We start from the raw sequence: 21,238 nt of genomic DNA, 5'->3' as shown, positions 1-21,238 counted from the left end.
ACTATGAAGTAATCAAACTGCCATATAACCCAAGAGATAAAATTGAATCAACCGGAGAGTTTTTATGAGGCTCACCTGAATGGGAGTGGAATATTACATGTATCTAGCTTAAGGTTGGCTTAGGAGATTCAAATTGCCTTGAAGCAACTTGGTATTGTGTTATTTTATTTATCCCTTATAACACACTCCTGATTTATCATTGGCTTGGAGCGCACTTGCAAATACTAAAAAAGCACTTAATACAAAAATTCCTAAATGATTTTAAGCAAATTTGGTTTTTTCATTTGTTTGTCAGTTTTCATGGTTGTTTCTTAGAAGATGTATTTATAGCCCAACATCACTTCATAGGGAGTGGCAAAATAATACACACCATATTCAGTTTCATTAACATTATAGTTATATACAGGCACTTTCCCTATCACCTCTATACGATGGTGATCGTTTTCAAACAATAAAACTCCAAATCTCGGGGTGAGTAAAAGGCTTAGAGCATTAATTAAAGGAAACCTGTTCTTTCCATCCATATAGGTTGCATTTGAACTAAATACCACCCATCCACTCTCTAACCCTATAAAAAATCCTAAAGTATTTTTCTCATCGATTTGGATCACATCAAACAAAGCATCAATACCAATGCTGAGATTTAACATATGGCTAAAATATTGTATGCCATAATCTTGTTGAATTAAGTTGGTATTACCATAACCAATAGATCCGATCCATCTGAGACCAAACATATTTTTGTCATCAAAGTGGTATTCATTGCCCAAATTGAGATTGATCAAATACCCATATCCTTTATAGGCATTTTTAATATGATAAGCAGGAACAACAGTAGAAGAGGTACCAAAATATGTTGTTTGTTCCTCGCTACTTTTATCCATCATGCTATAGACTTGTCCAATATCTACACCCATATAAAATCTCGCTTCAGACAAAGAGAATAGAGCTATTAAGATTGCCGGGACATGGAGTAAGTTTGGTTTTTTCATTAATAATCCTTTGTTTGTTAAACTTATTTAATATCTAATTTTTTCTCTGTCCATTTAGTAGCTTGAGTCATTTTTTTATCAAATTCACCATCAATCTTGGATCTTATCTCATCAGGCAAGACATTTTTATAAATTCCTCCAACATAATCCGCTACATCTCCGACTTTCTTGATTCCCTTATCTTGGGAAAATCTATCATTGAATTTTTGAGTTAGTGGGATAATATTTTGGACTTTGTTTATATTAGAGTTAAAATTTGAATCAGAATTCATAGATACACCCCATGTGCTAATCTTTTGGGAAGATTGGGTTGTATCTCCACTACTAGCGGTGATATTGACTCCCATGATACCAGAAGTAATCTTTGTATGTTCATATGAACCTGTAGGGATATTATTTTTTGTTAAATTATAAGCATGACTATGAGTGGAAATAGAATCTTTAGTGATTTTTTTGGTATCTAATGTAGAAGTTTCTGGAGCATTTGAATTAATATAAGAACCTTTGAGTGCAATAGTATCTCCTACAGAAATATTCAAACCATTAGAAAAAATACCACTAGGGTGAGAAAGATTTTGAGTTGAACTATTAGAGATTTTAAAATCAAAACTTGGATGAAGTCCTGTATTACTCCCCATATTATATCTCCACTTTAGACCTGCTTGGAACGATGCAGAAACAGAAGAACCGGTATCAACAAGACTAGTAATTGACAAATTCTTTCCTATATTTGCATTCAGAGAATTTGTAGAAACATTACCTCCTGCAAGGATCATATCTTGAGCAGCAGTAATGTTGAAATTACCACCAGATAAAGTAGTCTTATTATAAGTAGTTACTTCAGAAATTGAATGGGTAAGCCCTCCGGAAATCTCTCCTCCGGCACTTATTTTAGTAAACCCATAGCTTCCTTCTATACCCCCCTCAATATGTTCACTATTAGAACTAGAATTCTGTATATTTTGGGTGGCCAGAATATTAAGATTAAGCGCAGAGATAGAAGCAGAATTTTCAACATTGAGCGCAGAACCAATTAAATTAGCATCACCTTTAGCGTTGAGATTTAGATTTTTTGCATTAAAGATTGAGTCTTGGTGAGTAGTAGTATTGCTATCACCACTAGAGCGAGAATAATTGCCTTTGATCTTGCTGCCATAATTACCATTATAAGAAAACTCAGTATCTATACCATAGGAAGTATCACTATTGCTAATATTGGAAGTATTTTTTGAAGATGTAAGGATAAAATTCTGTGTTTGTATATTTGCTGTAGTAGTATTAAGATAAGAACCCTTGATAGTAGTATCACCCGAAGTTTGTAAATCTAAAGCGCCTATATTGAGATTGCTGCCTCTAGAGGTGATAAAAGAATTTGATGAGTTGCTTTTGGATTTCTGATACTTGATATCGGTATTCACATTGGTATCGTCTTTGCCTTTAATCTGAGCGTTAATAGCAACATCTATACTTTGTGATCTGGAATTTGATATTGTATTGATACTTTCTTTGGCTAAAGAAACGTTAAAATTATCGCTTATTATTGATGCATTTTGAGCATTCACATCAGAGCCAATGATGCTGGTATTGTTACTAGAAGTGATATTGAGACTCTGCGTAGAGACAGAAGAAGCAGAAGCGGTTTTGAAGATGGTAGAAGTGCTGGCTTTTAAATCTGCGTGGTGATAACCTAGAGATATTTTGGGCTCTTGAATACTAGATTTGACATCAGATTCTAGCGTTTCAATATCTTCACCATCAATAACACTATTAGCAACATTAGAAATAGTTTTTAAGCCAGGTATTTTACTCGTATCATTCAAAAGAGTTTTACCAGTGGCTTTAGCTAAATTTTTTTTATTATCAAACATATCAGTAACTTCAGTGGGAACTTCTAATGTAATCCCCACCCTATCAGAAGTAATCTTTATGTCTTGAGTCTCCTTATGGACATCTTCCAAAGAACTTACTAAGACATCTTTGCCTTTAAGTTTCACTGATGTAGCTTTGAGATCACTAGATTCTACTTTTACATCTTTAGCGTTAGAGGTTAAAGTAATATTATCAGAGACAATCGCTTGACTATGGTGTTTAGAGATAGAATCAGTATGGGCTTCATCTCTAGTGTCTTTACCATAATTTATGGATATTTTGCCATTGCTAACACCACCACCCAATCCTGTGTGCTTCGTATAAGTATTGATACTTTTAGTATGGAAATCTGCCTTGTTAGACAATATGACATCTCCCTTAGAAGATATATTGAAGTCTTTGGAATTAGAAACTAGGTTATAAGCAATAGCACCCCCTCCAGCAGAAATGTTGATATTCTCTCCATTGATAGTATTGGAAAGATTAGTCGCAGTTTCTTCAGTGGTGGTAATCTCGGTAGTTGTAGTTGAAAAAATATCTCCTTTGACATCTTTTTTACTTTCACTTGTATATGTAGTATCCAAGGCAGTATCCATCATAATATCACCACTGGTTTTGATGGTAATATCTTTATTTGCTCTGAGATCTATAGAAGTCATTTTGATATTCTCAGAATCAATATGGATATTTTTGGTTCTGATGGTAGAAGCATTATGAATAGTAGATAAGTTAGTTTTTTTTATATTAGATCGATCAATATTAGTAACAACAGCATTAATATCTAAGTTTTTGGTTTTGATATTCAAATCATTGTTGGAATTGAATTGGATTCCCTTCATTGTGGTATTTCCAGCAGTGATAAAAATATTATTGCCATTTACTTGAGTGTCGTCCTTCGCTCTTGTTACTTTATCTGAGATAGAAAATCCATATGGACGCAATATTTTAGCAAACGCATCATTTATTCTGTGAAAAGTTTTTATATTTGCCATTCTATCCATATTTAAATTTCTGGTAGAATGTATTCCAATATCACTCACTGCATTTGCCCTAACTCCAACAAAACTTACATTATTTCCAGAGCTAAAGTTTGTATTGCCATCAGAATCTAATCTCAAAGAAGTAATCTTCATATCATCACCAGAAGCAACAAAAATATCATTACTCTTGATTTTATTATCCAAAACATCATATTTTTTGTCAATTGCTTTGCCAACCAGATATTTTGTATCTGTTGCAGCTTCCATCGTAAACTTACCATCTGCCCTAATAATAGTATCAAATCCATCATTACCTATATCTATCGATCGAAGATACATATCTGTATCGCTATGAAGTATAACAGATCCATTTTTAAAGGTAGTGCCTTTGTTTATAGAAGTATGCATTGTCGCGGTCTTATTTGCATAATTAGAAATTGCCATAGCAGTGGTAATATTAAGTAATCCAGAGTTAATATAGACATTACCTAAAAATTTCGATCCTTCAATATTAGTATTCTTAGAATCAATATATAGATTATTCGCCTTCATTACAGAAGAAGTATTTAAAGTGCTATTGCCGGAAGAAGAATCTATCTCTCTTCTTATGAAACTACCAAACAAACCATAACTATAAAAAGTATTGGCATTGCTTGTGGCAGTAGTCTTGATAGAGACATCTTGGGCATTGATATGGATATCCCCTGCTGCTTGGAGATCGCTTGAGTGAGATCTGAAGTCTTTGGCGAAGATATTCATATCCTTGCCGGAGCGGATAGAACCGTTGGCATTGGTGATATTATCTGCGGCGAGATAGAGTGAGTCTGCATGGATAGCTGAAGCGTTATAGAGACTGCCTGTAGCTCCTAAAGGGGTGCTTGTCAGAATAGCACGGTGGGCTGTGATACCTATACCTATGGCGCTAGGGTTGCTTGAGCTTGCTTGGAGGGCGTTGAGATGATTGAGATGATTGTCAATGTCTGTTCTGTCCATCATGGCTGATAATAGGGTAGAGTCGGATACGCTTGATTGGAAGCCGGAGGTATGCAAGAAGGCATCCGGAGTCTGATAAGTGGGATCGGTGTTTATTACATAAGGATGGGTAGTGGTGTTGTAGTCCTCAATGAGAACGCCGGCATATTCACTCATCATCTCTTCCAGAGGGATCGTAGGGATATGGAGATCTTCTATAGTAAGGGTGGAGACCTTAGGGGCCGGGTGATAGGGACGGCGAATAGTTGAGCTATGGCAATTCCAATTTCGTTTTCCAACAAATGGAATATATGAAGTAACACCACAATCTCCTCCATGTCTATCCCAATCCACCCTTCTCCCTACACTCTCCTCAGTCCTCTTTGGGGTGGTGATGGTATTGGTTAGATTGGACTCATTGATGAAATCACCTTGGGGAGTGGCGATGATGGCGTTGGTATTGTTGATGAGGGTAGCAGCGATATTAAGCTTGCCTTTGGCATAGATGATCGCAGGGTGGTAGCCTCCCGGCTTGAGCTCATCTTGGGTGATGGTGGTGGTATAGTCATAATCACTATGTTTGTCATTTCCCCCATGTCTCTCATGATGAGACTCTACAGAGATGATTTTGGGTTCCAGCTCCATCTCTCCGATATTATCGAGCTTATTGGCTGTAGTGATAGAGACATTTTTCTCTCCAAATACAACAGAATAGTTCTTCATATTAGGGGCTACTATCTGCATATCTCCACCCGCATAGATCATAGGGGTAGAGCTATCCAGACGGATAGGAGCATTGGGATTAGCGTTGATAGATTCGAGGGTATTGGGGCTTGGAGATGGGGGTGATTGGTTTGGATCTTGTTGGCTATTATCCGGAATAGATTGGCTTGGAGTGGGTGATCTGAGGGGTTTGGTGATCTCTATATCGCCATTACTATGGATGATAAACCCTCCATCATGTCCATCGCGTGAGGGAAAAGTAGCAAGTCTCCCGCTATTTTTGACCCCCACACCCTCCTCTGAAGCTACCAGATAAATAGAGTTCGCATATACCCCACCCGTATAAGCCACATCCAGGGCTAGAGATGGCTTGGGCGTCTTGGTATTCTCATCAGCCGGCATGACAATAGGCTCAAAAAGCAGAATAGAAGCGTTGGTAGGATCAAGGGTGATGTTGTTTTGCCCCAGAATCATGGCAATCTTGGTAGCATCAATCTTGCCATTGATACGCAGAGTCCTGGAGATGAGATTGAGGGCTTGGAGATTTTTGCCATTCAATGAGGCGATATTGATATTCCCATCTTTGATCACAAACTTCAATGATTTCATTGCATCTTGCATGCTTTTCATCATCAAGAATTGTTCGTTGAATTCTTTGGAGAGTTTGCCGGTAATCATGCCGGCATTGGCTGTATTGATAAACCCACATCCGATACAATCAATGCCATTGGGATTGGCGATGATGAGATTAGCGCTACTTCCGGCTATCTCCATATAGCCTAATAAGGTAGAAGTATGAGAAGAAGTGATTTGATTCAAAATAAGCTTGGCCGGAGAGGAATGGTTGAGATTGGGATTTGAGTTGATATATCCGGAGAGTTGTGTCAGGCTTGGGGAATCTTTGATATTATTGAAGATCAAGCCATTTTTATCGACATTAAAATCTTTGAAAGCATTGTTAGAGATACCTGCTGTATTGGGGGTGGTGATATTGACTATGGGAATATCATTGTGGGCTTTGAGAATTTCTGGGGCGAAGGCTTTATTGGCTGTATCGGGGGTGAGCGCAAAAGACTCAGATGGAGGGGAATTTGGCTTATCAGAAGTGCCGGATGTAGCGAACAAAAATGAAAACAAAGAGACACAAATACAAGCAAGGGCAAGTTTCCTATAGGGATAGAGAGGGTAATATTGATCGCTGAAGTTTCTTATAGTTTCATAATTATTTATATTTTTAATATTTCTATTGTTTTTATTGCTATTTTTATTATTATTTTTGTTGCTATAGCTTTTATTATTTTTATTACTTCTTACATTATTGTTATTGGTATTTATATTTAACTTTGATGATTGATTTATATATAAGCTAGTTTTTATCATATATTCATCTTCCATGAATCCTCTTCTATGAAAATAAAATCTTCAGAATCTTCATCTATTTTTCTTCATTTTGCTATATTTAGCCATTATTTTTGTATTTTTCATATATTCTCCATCCTCATTTTGTATTCATAATATGTAAATTCTATAACTTATAATCTTAAAGCATACTTAAAATATTATTGACTTATAGGTTATAATAAATTAAATTTATAGATATTTTAATAATAAATATTTAAAATTTCTTATATTATGTTATCATAACCGAAGAGATTTAATTAAGGAGTAAAACAATGAAAAATATCAAAAAGGCTTTGGTTATCGCCGGGTGCGCTCTCTCATTGGGTGCAAGCACAGCATTGGCAGAGAATACAAATGTGAGAGATCAATCGGGGATTTTTGCAGGGCTTGAGATAGGGAGTTCGCTTGGATATGGATCATCTTCAACTAGAGAAGTTAATGGGGTAGCTTTTACAGAAACTTTTACATCGGGAGTTAATTCTAATATGTTGTATGGGGCAAGAATAGGCTACCAGCAATATTTCAATGCCTATAACGGACTCAGGCTTTATGGGACATTTGATTATAGCAATTTCAGTCCACCGTTAAATCCAAAAGTAACAGCAAATTTTTTCAAATATGGCGTGAGTTTGGATTATCTCATAAACTTCTCAGATACTCAAAATCCTTGGGGGATATTCGTAGGCGCAGGGTATCAATGGGTACAATCCAAAAGTTTTGTTGACGAAAAAAAGATACCAAAAGATATCCATGAAACAAAAAAGATCACACAAGATGGTATTATCATCAATGCAGGGATCTCAAAAATCATCAACAATCACAATCGACTTGAACTGGGCGTAAAAGTCCCCTTATATAATTATATAAAATACAGCAAAAGTGAAAATGAAAATGAAGATAAGGCGACACTGAGAAATCCGGCAGATATTTATCTTGCTTATAGCTATTCATTCTAGGATTTTTGGAGTCCGGGGGAATTGAGATTGAGATGAAACAAAAGCCAAGCAAGAGAACCGGAGTCCTTCTTGTCCTCCTGATGACTTCGATCTTATCGGCAAAATCTACTTCTATCCAACAAACAGATCCCAACCCAAATCTCAACCCGGCAGGAGAAAACCCGGCTCCCACTCAGTGTTTCTTGATCGATCATATAGATTTGGAGTTTGCAGGGGAATCTTCAAAATTCAAAAAGAAGTTTGCTTATGCTTACAAGATTGTTGATAGGTTCAAATCCCACCATCCCTCTGGCTGTCTCACTCCCTCAGACATCATAAATCTCCTCTCCAAACTCCAATCACGCACCCAATCTAAAGGCTATACTACCACACGCTTTGGTCTCAATCCTCAATCACTCTCCGGCCATACCCTACATATCCCGGTAGAAGTAGGCACTATAGGGAAAATACATTTTATTGATGAAGCGGGCATGCTTTGGTTCAAAAAAGACTTTTCTATCAAAGAAGGGGAAATCTTTGATCTTAGAAAGGTCGAAATTGGCATGAACAATCTGCGAAACTTGAGGTATATAAACCCTCAAATCTATCTCACTCCGGATGAAGACAATCCCAATGAAAGTATCCTGAGTATCTACACACATAAGCTATCTTTGCCCGTATTCTTAGGGGCTACTGTAGATAATGGCGGGAGTATCGGGGAAAACTACGAAATCTCACTTTATGGAAGCTGGGAAAACCCTCTTCATCTCAGCGACAAACTCAGCTTCTATGCCCTCTCTTCCCTCCCAATGAGCAAGAAAAACCATAGCTATTATATCTCCGGGAGCTATTTTATCCCTATCAGGAGGGTGAGCATATCTATAGATGGATCGTATTCGGACTCAACACAAGAAATTCCATTTGCCAATATCACTCCTGTATATAAAGGCAAGAATATCAATATAGACCTCAAAACCAAAATCCTTTTATATGCTGATGATAAAAATCAACTCTCCATAAACCTTGATGGGAGCGCAAGGTTGATGGAGAGTTACCTGGATAGCATCCGCCTTGATGTCCAAAGCCGCAATCTGGCTGATGTCTCACTTGGCTTAGGCTATCAGAGAAAAATAGCCAACTCCATTTTTAACATTTCACTTGGAGTCTTGCAAGGACTCCCACTGTTCAAGAAACATAATGAAAAATTTCACACTTATTATTTCTACACCATACCCAATGTCAATATGTATCTATACGCACCCTTTAAGATATGGACGCTAGGGTTAGGTTACAAAAGCGTTATCCAAACTCAAATCTCCCAAGACAGACTCTATGCAAGCCAAAAAATGAGTATCGGGAGTCGCTATACAGTCAGGGGATTCAACCATTTTAGCATCAGCGCTCAAATGGGCGTGCTCTACAAAAATGACTTGATGGTATATCTCCCTAGTTTCCGGAATATCGCCATAATCCCAAATATTGGGATAGATTGGGGAATGGTGCGGGATCTAAACAGTGATGAAGGGGGGAGTTTAGCTGGGGGTGGGATTGGCTTGGATATGATTTATAAATATTTCAACGCCCAAATCTCTTTGAATATGCCACTGTATAATCCCTATAAAGCCCCTGCGCAAAATCTCTTTTTCTCAATGGGATTGAATTGGTAAGGATATCAGGAACAATACTCCGCTAGGATCAAAAAAATTGACTTTATCTTATGCTCCTCCATTTTTGCAGCTATTTGGTAAAAAACGTTGGATAAAAATATTCTTTTTTTTCAATTCGCATATAAAATCTTGGACTATTTCTTTTTTTATCAAAATAGGCGTATAAGGGTTCTCAATAACACTAAAAATCCCTAGAAATTCCCCATTTTTACTAAAATAAGGCTTACCGAATGTAAAATCTCCATAAGCATCAGAAGGTAAAAAATATCCATAGGATTTTGTTTTGCTATTGACTTTGGGTTGATTTGACTCTTGAAATGAAATGATTTTGCCTACTCCAAAAGTATCAACATCTTCTAATATCGGGAAATAAATACCATTATTTATTAACTTTTTAGTAGGGGTAGGAGAAAAAATATTTTTCCCATATTTGTCGTAGATTCTCTTATGATAGTAGCTCTCGCTTCGCACATTGCAATAATCATCTGTAAAAGCAGTCGTTTTTAACAAAGCCAATCCTTTATTGCTATCCATAGCCTTTAGACGCAATTGGGCTATACAAATGAGAGGCTTAGCGCTGTCATCTTGCATTTTGGCCAGAATCTTCTTGGGGTATAAGCCTGCATTATAGGTTAGCTCTGATGATGTCAGGTAAAAACCATCTTTGAGGAGCAATCCGAATCCTTGCCTAAAACTCCCATCGTCAAAATAAGATGTAATAATAGCTGTGCTATATATCCATTCAAAAGCCTTTGAATAAGCTTGAGATAAATTGATTTGAGAGATAGAAGTTTTTTCAATAGAGTTTGGAGTGTCATCTATTACCAGTGTATCTTCTGAAGCTTTTAATCCTACATGCGAAATAAAAACTAAACAAAACATACTATAAAGGACCAGCAATAACTTTTTGGACATTTCAATCCTAGTTTTTTAGATTTTATCTTGATTTTAATACTCTATAATCGGTAAAATTCCTATTTAGTTTAAATCAGAATAACAAGGATTCAATCATGGAAGAATTAAAAGTTTATGACATACATCAAGATGAACTCCAAAAGCTCCAATATGCTCTTATTTCTACAAACAAAGGAGATATTTTGCTCCAACTATTTCCCAATGATGCGCCCCAAACAGTAACAAATTTCGCTACTTTGGCAAAAGAGGGTTTTTATGATGGGCTTAGTTTTCATCGGGTTATTGAAGGGTTTGTTGCCCAAGGAGGATGCCCTCATGGCACAGGAACAGGAGGTCCGGGTTATCGTATCGCATGCGAACTTCTTGGGAATCCAAATCTACATAAAAGAGGCTCTATCTCAATGGCGCATGCCGGCAGGGATACAGGGGGGAGTCAATTTTTCTTATGTTTTGTTGATTTGCCTCATCTTGATGGAGAACATACGGTCTTTGGTCGTATCCCGCCCAATCAGCAAGAAAGTCTAAAAGTCTTGGATTCACTCAAGCCCAATGACACTATCAATTCAATCAAAATCTCAGAAGAAATCCCTCAATGATAGTCTCACAAGAATGAATCTCAACTCAATATTGTGTGTGCTGTATGCCACTATAATTACTCTATCTTTGGTATATGCACCCCAGCCCCTTGCCCCACTTCTGGGTGATTATTTTCATATTAGCGCCCATAATGCTTCATCTATCATCAGTCTAACACTACTCCCTATGGCTTTTGCTCCCACGCTGTATGGGTATTTGCTGGAAAAATTTTCTCCTAAAAAAATCTTAATTTTATCTATGTTTAGTTGTGGGATTTTGCAGTTTCTAAGCACCATGAGTGATGTTTTTTATATTTTTTTATTTTTAAGAGGACTGCAATCTTTGTTTTTCCCTGCAATCCTTACAACTCTTTTGACAATTTTGACTCGCTTAAATGCTACAAATATTCAAAAAAATACCAGTCTTTATGTGAGCGCTACTATTACAGGTGGGCTTATAGGGAGAGTGCTGGGGAGTTATCTTACAAATCTGTTTTCTTGGCAAATCTCTTTTAATTTTTTTGCTATTTTGATGATTTTAGGTGGTTTTTGGGCATTGAGAATTCGAGATACCAATCAGGGTAATTTATCAAAAATTACCCTCAAAGAAATTTTGCCATTCTTTAAAGATAAAAGCTATGTTTGGATTTTGGTAAGTGTGTTTATAATGTTTTTTTCATTTCAAGCCATTCTTTGTGTGCTACCATTTTTTTTGGTGGATACAAACCCAAATATTGGAGAAAGTCAAATTGGATTCGTCTATATTGGCTATCTCATTGGCATCGTCGTTTCACTTTTTGCAAGCAAGACTACCTTGATTTTTCATTCAAAATCTAATGCTGTTTGCTTTAGTTTCTTGGTATTTGGGATAGGGATATTAATAATGATAATTAATCATATGTATATGCTCTTGTTGGGTATGTTTGTTTTGTGCGCAGGTTCTTTTAGCGCCCATTCAATCCTTAGCGCCCTTATTAACTCAATCTCAAAAAACAAAAAAGGAATCGTCAATGGATTGTATTTGACTTTTTATTATAGCGGGGGTGTTTTGGGCTCTTTTGTGCCTATATTTTTCTACGATCAATTTGGATGGAGTTTTATTTGCATATTCATTGCGATGTTATTATTTCTAAACTCATTTTTATTTTTTAAGCATAAACAGCTCTACCGAAAGGTCTAAATCATGAAAATACAAAGCAATATTGCTGAATATTTTTTTTCTCTGGTTTATGCAATAGATATTCCGGAATTTTCTCCACTTGATCTTCGCGCTCTTGCGCCCTACCCACAAAAAGAAATTTTTGCTATTATTTTATCTTGCAATCATAGAAATAGAAATATTTTTAATAAAACTCTATTATTTCAAAAGTTATTTAAATATTTGAGACTTAAAATAACTGAAAAAAATATCCAAGCATTGCAAAAAACAATTTTAGACTACATACAAAAACAAGGCGATCTCAATTTTATCCATGAGTTATTTCAAAATATTGATATACTCAAGATAAAAGGAGTGATCCTTTATGAAGAAGAGCAATGCATCAAGACAAGCTTCAAGCATTGGATATACCAACTCAACAATCCCATCAAAAAACATTCAAAAATATCGCGCAAAACAACCAAAACATTCGATATTCAGGGTAGTTGGTTCTATCAAAATATTCAAAATATTGAAAAAACTTTTGAAAAAATAAAAACAACTATCAATATGCCATTGTGGTTACAACAATTTACTCAAAATGAAATTACTCAACTCAAAAAAACAAAAATGCGAATATCGCTATGTGGGATTTCTAAATCAGGTAAATCTACATTGCTCAATACTTTGTTATATAAAGAAATCCTCCCTATATCGGCTATTCCGGAATCCAGTAATAAAATTACTATCGCTTATAGCCCCAAAACAAAAGGGGAAGTCAAATTTCTCACTCAGACACAATGGCAACAACTATTAGAAAATCTTTATTTTGATGATGATTTACGTGCAACCATTCAAGAGAGTCAAAATTCTTTTGGAAATTTTATAGATTCTCATATCACTCAAGAAGGGCTAACAATACAAGTCAAACCCGAAGATATTAAAGCTTATGCAAGCAGCAAACATGAGTGCAAAATATCCTACCTAGTCCAAGAAATCGCTATTTATTCTTCAATGGAGTTATTAAAAAACAATCTCATCCTTATCAATACTCCCAATATTGATACAAATTTCAACTACAAGACCCATCAAATAGAGGATTCTATCTCTACAAGCAATATGATCCTTTATCTCATCAATGCTTCCAAGCCTTTATCTCAAAAAGATATTTATTTTTTATCTAATATTATTTATTATGAGAATTTAGAAAAAATACTGGTTGTTTTTACGCGATCTGATCTTGTCAGTCTATCGGATTTGAAAAATTTAAGCACAAACATTATCCAAAATATCCAAAAAACACAAAATGCAAACTCAACAATATTTCAAAACAATATTTCAAAAATTGATTTTATCCCTGTAGCTAGCACACTAGCTCTTCTTCATCGGACACAACGCTCTGATGAAGCCCTTTGCAGGGGTTATGATATAGAAGATACAGGCATACTTACTCTTGAAAACCATATCAACAATATTCTTTTTGCCAAACCCGCAAAATACTCAAAAAATACCTTGCTTAACACTTATGCAATAATCAATCAAGTGGCAATAAAGTGTCTTTATATGCTTCAAGATACCGCAACAAAAGAAAATAAAAACCCGGATAAAGAACTTGAGAAAATTCGTATGCAAATTTTGAATTTCGCTCAAGAAATTATTCAAGCCATCCAAGTAGCCGTCGAAATTTCTAAAATAAAAATTAAAGACTTAGGGTTAAATCTCAAAGAACATTTACTGGATTTTATCAATTATAAAACTTCAAAAAATAACTATATTAATGTTACCAGAATAGAAAATATCATTACTACTAATCTCAAAGACAGTCTAAGATACTTGATCCAAAAAAATCAAGAAACTTTTGATAAAAAACTTAAAATTTTTTGTCAAAATATTCATTTAGCCTATCATAATATCAAACTTGATGATTTTGAACTTGCCTTACTCAAATCTCATGAAACAAACCTTCTTGAGACAACTAAGTACCAATATACCGAAGGTGATCTCAATCTCTATACAGATGAATTGAGAAAATATATCAGCTATATTTTACGCGATGGCACGAAACTCAAAGATATACAAAATCGCATTGACAAAGCTTTTGAACTTAGCTATAAAAATATAATAATTTATTTGGAGAAAAAAATAGAAAATAAAAAAAATGATTTTATAAAAAATATCCATCATCTTATCCAAACAATGGAGTTTGTCATCATCCATAATAATAAAATTCCTTTTGAAATAAACTCAGAAAAAATACCCGCCCAAATCAAAGAACTTTCAAAAATTCAAAATATGCTCTCTTCTGAAATAAAAAACTTACAAAATCAGGAGAGTTAAATGAGTTATATTGGAGATTTTATCAAAGAATATGAAGAAATACAAAATAGTCTTTTACCTCATTTTGAATCCAATCTCAAGGGATTTCTCAAAGAAATAAGCTACAATATCACGCATGAAAAATTTGCTCCCTCTGAAGAATTAAAAAATTTTCTAAAAAATTTAGCCAAAAAATCCAAAGAACGTTTGAAGTTAGTGATCATAGGGGCAAGAGATAGTGGCAAAGCAACCCTTATCAACATAATTTTAAAAACCCATATACTTCCAAATAACTTGATGTATGACAAAAAAACCTATCTCATCAGTTATGGATACACAAGATCAATCATTGCATATTATAAAAACAAAACTGCTATAGGGCTAAATACCCTTTCTCTACACTCCCTAACTCAAGAAGAGCTTGATAAAATAGATTATTTTGAAATCAAATTTCCTATCCCTTTGCTTAAAGAATTTGATATCTACAAATGCCCGGATATCGATCTGGACGATGAAGAAAATATAAAAATTCTTACAGAAAAAATCACTCAAAGCGATATATTGATATGGCTAAATCGCGTAGATGACTTAGCTAATACAGAAGAATTTAATGTTTTTAAGCCTTATATAATCCAAAAAACATCAACATCTTTGTGTGTCCTTACTCATATTGATATACTTGAAAAATCAGAGGATATTATCCCTACATTCAACTTTGCCAAAGAGCATTTTGCCCGGACTTTTAGTGAAATTTTTCCCTTATCTACTATGATAATTTACAAAGAACTGGGGATTGATGAACAATTTTTTATTCAAAAAGAACTTCAAAAACTTTATTACCACTATTCAGATATTCAATCCCAAGATTTCAATCAACATGAAGCATCTTTGATAAAAGCCTTTGAAGATGGTATTAAAAATATTGAATTATTTTACAAAAATCCTCTTATCATACCCAAAGATCTTCAAAACCAAAAAGTCAATCTCAATGTTATACTGGATCATTTAAACTTAATTCTTATTCCAAAAGCCAAAAAATTGAAAGAAGAATTAATTTATGAAGAAATATTAACATTATTAACAAAAATTAATAAAAATTATACAGCTATAATAAGTATTTATTCAAAATTTTCTATATTTTTTCAATCTATTGCAGGATCGCTTTTGGAAACAATCAAATCCACCAAAGACAAAACTTTTGAAGAGCTTGAGTTATTTTTCAAAAACTTACATTCTGATCGCAATAATATCATTAAAAATATCCTGGAAAATATACACCCACAAAAAATAAAAATTTCTCTTCAAAATCCAAATTTTCTACAAATGCTAAAGGGCAAAAAAGAGTTTTATACAACCTATCAAATAGATTCTCAAACAATCCTTCAGGAGCTTCTGAATCCAAAATCAAGATCTTATAGAACCTATAAAGCACTTCATTATAAATTTACAAAACTTATCTCAAATATCCATACAACTCTGGAAAAATCCATTACTGATTTTAGCGCCGGATTGAAAAAATGGCAAGCCCAATATGAGCTTATCAAGAAAAAAGAGAGTATTTTAAGTGATTTTAATTATAATAATTTGCGCATCTTTGCTTCTAAAATTTATGAAAATTTTGGGATTGATTATATTGAGTCCATTTTGGAAGCCAACAAAGAAATTCAAATTTCATTTTCTAAGCTTCATGCCCACCTGGAATCAACTCGTGAGCTTTCTATCAAATATACTTTATCTATTCTTATTCAAAAGTTTTATGAAGATTCTCATCAAGCAAGTCTTCATTATACCCCAAAGGCTTCCTTACCCACGCAAGAAGAACTCAATAAACTTATAAATGAGAGTTTTTCTATCGATCATTGCTCTGATATTGTTTTAAAAAATGAAGGCTCATTGAATGAAATTTTTGAAGAATTAGAAAAAAATATTACTATTCTCAATCAAGAAAAAACAATTTCAATAGAAAAAAAGATAGATGATTTACAATCACTTCAAAAAATAATTAATAATATTTATAATGTAGTTATTTCAAAGAAAAATATAATATAATATATCCTAAAAATATTATTTTTGTAATTTTTATCTATTTTTTAATAGATGATTATCTTATAATCAATGAGAAAATAGGATAGCTAATGAAAGAATTTTACTCCTCTATAGAAAAAATTTTATTTGCATCTACAATTGCCCAAAAAATCAATTTTTTTGAGGAATTTTATCCTTGCTTTTTAAACAATGAAGTCTTGTTTTACCACCAATACCCGCTCAAAATACAAACACAACCTTCTTATATTGATTTTTGCAAAATTGTTCATCCCACCAAAATTTCACGCCCCAAAACACTCCACTCTCCACAAGGGATTGCTAAGATTATCCATTCTATTGCCCATATTGAATATAGCGCCATTGATTTGGCATTAGATGCTGCCTATAGGTTTCAAAATTTACCTTTGGAATATTATCAAGATTGGCTTGAAGTCGCATTTGAAGAAATTAAGCATTTCAAATTACTTCAAAAAATTTTAGAAGATCTGGGGTTTTGCTATGGAGATTTTGATGTTCATGATAACTTATACCAAGCTATGATTATTACCGGATCTTCATTGATAGAAAGAATGGGACTTGTTCATCGTGGGCTTGAAGCTATGGGCTTAGATGCCAATCCTTTTGTCATTGCCAAAATACAAACCACCTCTCATCCAATAAAATCTAAAATTATCCAAGTGCTCCAAATTATCCTCAATGATGAGATTTCGCATGTCCATAAAGGCAATAAATGGTGGCAATATACCAATCCCTCTAAAAATTCCTTCAAGGTATTATTAAATAAATTTGCTTCTTTTAATGCCCTTGGAAAAATACTCAATTTTCAAGCACGTCTCAAAGCCGGATTTACTCAAGAAGAATTAGAAGAGTTAAAATATTTTTCACAACAGCAAAAGTAAATATTTTTTGTAGTTATAATACTTTTTTAATCTCAAATAAAATCATTTTATTTGAGATTTTTTAACTATTAATTAAATTTATATTTTAAAAAATAATGATAAAATTATTTTTATGATAATAAAATAAATTATTCTATCTGTATTAAAATATCATCTAACCCAACCTGAAAGCCCTCTTTTACATAAATAGCTTTTATCTTTCCGTCATTGGGAGCAAGAATTTCATTTTCCATTTTCATCGCTTCTAATATGCCAAGAATATCTCCCTTTTTGACCCAATCCCCCACCCCAACATAAAGCTTGCTTAATATTCCCGGCATTGGAGATTTGATCCCATTTTCAAATGTTTTTGATAGCCCGGAATTGCATATTTGGGGTTCTGCTTTGTCTTGATCTAATGGAATATTTTTGATTTTGTCTCCAATTTTTAATTGCATGTTTTTTTGATCATTGATTTCATGGAGGGTAAAAACAACGTGATAATTTTTTCCATTAACTTCTACATCAAATACATCAGGGGCTTTCTCTTTTTGATAGTTTGTTTCTTCAAAATTTTGGGATTGAGGTTGGAGTTTGAGAGCATTTCTTTCTTCCAGGAATATTTTGGCAACTCCTCCAAACATGGCATATGAAATCACATCTGTAGGTGTATTTGCAAAATCTTTTGACTCTATTTTGGCATTTTGGAGTTCATCAAGGAGTAAATCTGCAGGACGACCTGTAAAAATTTGTTCTCCTTGTTTGAGAATTTTTTCTTTCAATTCTTCAGAAATAACCCCGGGAGTCTTGCCATAAAGACCCCTAATAAGGTTTTTGGATTCTTTGGTGAGAGTCCGGTATCTTTTGCCTTGGAGTATATTCAAAACTGCTTGTGTCCCGACAATTTGACTGGTTGGCGTTACTAAAGGAGGGTAACCAAAATCTTTTCTTACATCAGGTATTTCTGCCAAAACCCCATCCATTTTGTCTAAAGCATTTTGTTCTTTAAGCTGATTGGCAAGATTAGAAATCATCCCTCCGGGTATTTGATTGACCAATACACGTGTATCAATCTGACTATAAACAGATTCAAATTTCTTATATTTATGTCTGTTTTTTCTCAAAATTTCACTTGCTAACTCCATTTTGGTCAAATCAAGCTTGCTATCATATTGTGTTCCCTCAAGCGCAGCTACCATCGATTGCGTGCAAGGATGACTTGTTCCCTCAGCCAATGCTGCATTGGATAAATCCAGAATATCTACTCCTGCTTCAAGCGCTTTCAAATGAGAGCCAAAAGCAAACCCGGCGGTTGAATGGGCATGGAAACTCAGCATAACTCCTACTTCTTCTTTCAAGGCTTTTACCAATTCAAAAGCCTTAAATGGAGTAATTAAACCTGCCATATCTTTAATTGCCAAACAATCACATCCCATCCGGAGAAGTTCTTTAGCATATTGGACAAAAGATGAAATAGTATGGACGGGAGAAACACTATAGCAAATAGCCCCTTGGACATGCTTACCCTGTTTTTTTACTGCTTCTATAGAAGTTTTTAAATTTCTCCCATCATTGAGGGCATCAAAAACTCTAAAAATATCTACCCCGGCTTTTGCGCTAAGGGCAATAAATTCTCTAACCACGTCATCTGAATAGTGTCGATAACCAACTAAATTTTGACCTCTCAAAAGCATCTGTAATGGAGTAGTTTTGAAAATCTCTTTAAGCAATGCCAATCTCTCAAAAGGATCTTCTTTTAGATATCGCAAACAAGTGTCATAAGTAGCCCCTCCCCATACTTCTACACTATAAAATCCAATTTCCTCAAATATTTTTGCCGCATCTAATAAATCCTGTGTACGCATTCGTGTTGCTAACAATGATTGATGTCCATCACGCAAACTATTTTCTGTGATTTTTATCATTGTTTTATCTCCCTTTGAAGGTATTTATTTAGCTTATAATTTATTCATAAGGATTTATCATACAATAATAATTTTTAATCTATCTCATAAGTCAAAATCATGATATTTTTATCATATTTTTTATCTATTAATTCCAATCCTTTGATCTCAAGCCTTTCTAGTTCCTTATCCTGAGCTTGACTCAATTCTCTCAAATAAATACCGCGATAATATTTGGCATAATGACTGATTTTTTTGCCTTTATGTAAAAACTCTATGCGTGTATGTTTATTTTTTATTTGATAAGCTTTTATATAAATTTCTGCCCTTAAATCAAGTATTTCTTCATTTTTTAAATAATTATTAAAATCATCAGCAAGTTTTTTATAAAGTTTATACAATCCAAAATCTTCATATTTAAAATTTTGATTGTATTTATAAAATGGTAAAAAATCACTTGAACGCACAATCCCAAATAAGTTACTGCAAATCATCACATTTTCTAAAATATAATGCTGTGCCTGCAATGGAAGCCTATCAAAATCTAAAGCTTTATAAGCTACTCCTTGATATAATTTAATTGCTTGAATTTTGCTTGATTTTGCAATATTTGAACACAAAGATATTTCATCTAATACGGATTTTGAACTAAGATTTTTTATTCCAAAAAGCTTGCACACAAGGGTATCTTCTTTTTTAAAAATATCTATGTATCGAGCTATATTTTCTGATAAAATACTATAATTACCTATTAATTGATTTAAAAAACTAAAATCATCTTTTTCTGAAATAATTTGGGTAAATTTTTTTCCTTCACTTGGACTAAATAATATCTTCAATTTATGCTCCTTTTGGTATTATTATACTTATTTTTACAGGAGAATTAATGAATAAAATAGCCCCACTTATCCACACAATAAATGCTCTTTATCTTTGGTTAGTTGGTTTAAGCATTGGCGCAATGATTGCTTGTGGAGCTTTTGTTGCCCCAATGATTTTCAATGCTTATTCTTTTTTGCCTGATTTGGGTATCACTCAATATGATTCAGGAATCCTAATGACACAGATTTTTGTCAAACTGAACTATTTGCTCAATTTTACGGCTATTATTATCATCATTTATGAACTTTTATCTTTTAAGGCTTCTTTTAAGCCATCAATCATTTTATTGGGAATAAATACTTTGAGTATTTTGCTTATTTTTATTTTTACTCTCTATTATACTCCTCATATTATCGAAGCACAAAGTATGGGGGCTGCCTATACAGCAACGCCTGAATTTGAGAGTATGCACACTCAAAGTGAATTTATATTTAAAATCCTACTTACCACCTTGAGTATTTCATTTTTTTGGAGAATTATTCTTTTATCAGCCAAGCCTATTCATCAAATTGCCAAATCCACAACCAAGACGTCTCGTAAAAAAACTTCTTGAAAAATTAACATATAAGAAAAATTTTCTTATATGTTAATTTAATATATCAACTGATTCAATAACTTTTAATCTATTTAGGATCAATAACTTCTATCCGGAGATTTTGAGTTTATTTTTCTAAAAAAGATATAAAAATAATTTTATTTTGAATTAAAGTTGAAAGAAATAAATTAAATTTAAGAGGATTAAGAAATATATCAATATCTGATGGATTTGCTAACTTAACTTTCTTAGGGCATAGGCATATGGGGTTTTTGTTTGGAGATACGACAACCTCTCAAAACCTAATCTATCAGCAAGATCGATTTGGATTATGTTTATATTTTATTCTTTGTGGTTTTTCACAAAATCTATTTTTTATCTTTTTTTGAAATATCCATAACACTATGAGAAATTTCCAAAAATCGACAAACTATACAAGATGGTTATATGGTTTTTTAAAAATTCATATATTTAAAAGATAAAAGCTGCCAACAACCAAAAATTATTAGT

General features: G+C 33.7%; 13 protein-coding genes. 8 read left to right on the top strand and 5 right to left on the bottom strand.

All coding sequences use genetic code 11. From position 1 onward, the window contains the following. Positions 1–311: 311 nt before the first annotated feature. Positions 312–992, bottom strand: coding sequence for an outer membrane beta-barrel protein (locus tag BKH45_RS06540; protein WP_095274683.1), 681 nt, complete (start codon positions 990–992; stop codon positions 312–314). Between the two features lie 23 nt (positions 993–1,015). After that, a complete protein-coding gene (locus tag BKH45_RS06535; protein WP_095274682.1) occupies positions 1,016–6,931 on the bottom strand; it encodes a hemagglutinin repeat-containing protein in 5,916 nt (1,971 codons plus the stop codon). 278 nt (positions 6,932–7,209) lie between these two features. On the opposite strand from BKH45_RS06535, the gene BKH45_RS06530 reads away from it, so the two are divergent. Beyond that, positions 7,210–7,893 (top strand): outer membrane beta-barrel protein, encoded by a 684-nt coding sequence (locus tag BKH45_RS06530; RefSeq protein WP_095274681.1) that lies wholly within the window; start codon positions 7,210–7,212, stop codon positions 7,891–7,893. Between the two features lie 32 nt (positions 7,894–7,925). Then, the gene (locus BKH45_RS06525) at positions 7,926–9,539 is read left to right on the top strand and encodes a ShlB/FhaC/HecB family hemolysin secretion/activation protein (protein WP_143428391.1); all 1,614 of its coding nucleotides are present in this window, start codon (positions 7,926–7,928) and stop codon (positions 9,537–9,539) included. 48 nt (positions 9,540–9,587) lie between these two features. On the opposite strand, the gene BKH45_RS06520 is transcribed toward BKH45_RS06525, so the two are convergent. Continuing rightward, positions 9,588–10,454 carry a hypothetical protein gene (locus BKH45_RS06520; protein ID WP_095274679.1) on the bottom strand — a complete coding sequence of 289 codons (867 nt, stop codon included), beginning with the start codon at positions 10,452–10,454 and terminating at the stop codon, positions 9,588–9,590. Positions 10,455–10,549: 95 nt separating this feature from the next. Here BKH45_RS06520 and BKH45_RS06515 point away from each other — a divergent pair, with 95 nt between their 5' ends. From BKH45_RS06515 to BKH45_RS06495, 5 genes are all read left to right on the top strand, one after another. Beyond that, positions 10,550–11,050 carry a peptidylprolyl isomerase gene (locus BKH45_RS06515; RefSeq protein ID WP_095274678.1) on the top strand — a complete coding sequence of 167 codons (501 nt, stop codon included), beginning with the start codon at positions 10,550–10,552 and terminating at the stop codon, positions 11,048–11,050. 13 nt (positions 11,051–11,063) lie between these two features. Further along, on the top strand, positions 11,064–12,209 hold the full coding sequence (locus BKH45_RS06510) for an MFS transporter (protein ID WP_095274677.1): 1,146 nt from the start codon (positions 11,064–11,066) through the stop codon (positions 12,207–12,209). 3 nt (positions 12,210–12,212) lie between these two features. After that, the gene (locus BKH45_RS06505) at positions 12,213–14,504 is read left to right on the top strand and encodes a dynamin family protein (protein ID WP_095274676.1); all 2,292 of its coding nucleotides are present in this window, start codon (positions 12,213–12,215) and stop codon (positions 14,502–14,504) included. Then, positions 14,505–16,532, top strand: coding sequence for a hypothetical protein (locus BKH45_RS06500; RefSeq protein ID WP_095274675.1), 2,028 nt, complete (start codon positions 14,505–14,507; stop codon positions 16,530–16,532). 86 nt (positions 16,533–16,618) lie between these two features. Further along, positions 16,619–17,428 carry a DUF455 family protein gene (locus BKH45_RS06495; RefSeq protein ID WP_095274674.1) on the top strand — a complete coding sequence of 270 codons (810 nt, stop codon included), beginning with the start codon at positions 16,619–16,621 and terminating at the stop codon, positions 17,426–17,428. A gap of 128 nt (positions 17,429–17,556) precedes the next feature. On the opposite strand, the gene BKH45_RS06490 is transcribed toward BKH45_RS06495, so the two are convergent. Beyond that, complete coding sequence (locus BKH45_RS06490; RefSeq protein WP_095274673.1) at positions 17,557–19,332, bottom strand: pyruvate/oxaloacetate carboxyltransferase; 1,776 nt, start codon at positions 19,330–19,332, stop codon at positions 17,557–17,559. 74 nt (positions 19,333–19,406) lie between these two features. Then, the gene (gene yaaA / locus BKH45_RS06485) at positions 19,407–20,150 is read right to left on the bottom strand and encodes a peroxide stress protein YaaA (protein ID WP_095274672.1); all 744 of its coding nucleotides are present in this window, start codon (positions 20,148–20,150) and stop codon (positions 19,407–19,409) included. Positions 20,151–20,197: 47 nt separating this feature from the next. Here yaaA and BKH45_RS06480 point away from each other — a divergent pair, with 47 nt between their 5' ends. Then, positions 20,198–20,746, top strand: a complete 549-nt coding sequence (locus tag BKH45_RS06480) for a DUF4149 domain-containing protein (protein ID WP_095274671.1) — start codon at positions 20,198–20,200, stop codon at positions 20,744–20,746. The last annotated feature ends 492 nt before the right edge of the window (positions 20,747–21,238 follow it).

It is taken from the genome of Helicobacter sp. 11S03491-1, from assembly GCF_002272835.1.
Classification (GTDB): Bacteria; Campylobacterota; Campylobacteria; order Campylobacterales; family Helicobacteraceae; genus Helicobacter_J.
The sequence above is the reverse complement of the archived record's forward strand: the minus strand, read 5'-3'. Positions and strand labels throughout refer to the sequence as shown.

Bases quoted from the DNA above. Each gene is read 5' to 3' on its own strand.
- BKH45_RS06520 (WP_095274679.1), bottom strand. From the start codon at position 10,454: ATGTCCAAAAAGTTATTGCTGGTCCTTTATAGTATGTTTTGTTTAGTT.
- BKH45_RS06480 (WP_095274671.1), top strand. From the start codon at position 20,198: ATGAATAAAATAGCCCCACTTATCCACACAATAAATGCTCTTTATCTT.
- BKH45_RS06505 (WP_095274676.1), top strand. From the start codon at position 12,213: ATGAAAATACAAAGCAATATTGCTGAATATTTTTTTTCTCTGGTTTAT.
- BKH45_RS06515 (WP_095274678.1), top strand. From the start codon at position 10,550: ATGGAAGAATTAAAAGTTTATGACATACATCAAGATGAACTCCAAAAG.
- BKH45_RS06490 (WP_095274673.1), bottom strand. From the start codon at position 19,332: ATGATAAAAATCACAGAAAATAGTTTGCGTGATGGACATCAATCATTG.
- BKH45_RS06535 (WP_095274682.1), bottom strand. From the start codon at position 6,931: ATGGAAGATGAATATATGATAAAAACTAGCTTATATATAAATCAATCA.
- BKH45_RS06530 (WP_095274681.1), top strand. From the start codon at position 7,210: ATGAAAAATATCAAAAAGGCTTTGGTTATCGCCGGGTGCGCTCTCTCA.
- BKH45_RS06525 (WP_143428391.1), top strand. From the start codon at position 7,926: ATGAAACAAAAGCCAAGCAAGAGAACCGGAGTCCTTCTTGTCCTCCTG.
- BKH45_RS06495 (WP_095274674.1), top strand. From the start codon at position 16,619: ATGAAAGAATTTTACTCCTCTATAGAAAAAATTTTATTTGCATCTACA.
- BKH45_RS06500 (WP_095274675.1), top strand. From the start codon at position 14,505: ATGAGTTATATTGGAGATTTTATCAAAGAATATGAAGAAATACAAAAT.
- BKH45_RS06540 (WP_095274683.1), bottom strand. From the start codon at position 992: ATGAAAAAACCAAACTTACTCCATGTCCCGGCAATCTTAATAGCTCTA.
- BKH45_RS06510 (WP_095274677.1), top strand. From the start codon at position 11,064: ATGAATCTCAACTCAATATTGTGTGTGCTGTATGCCACTATAATTACT.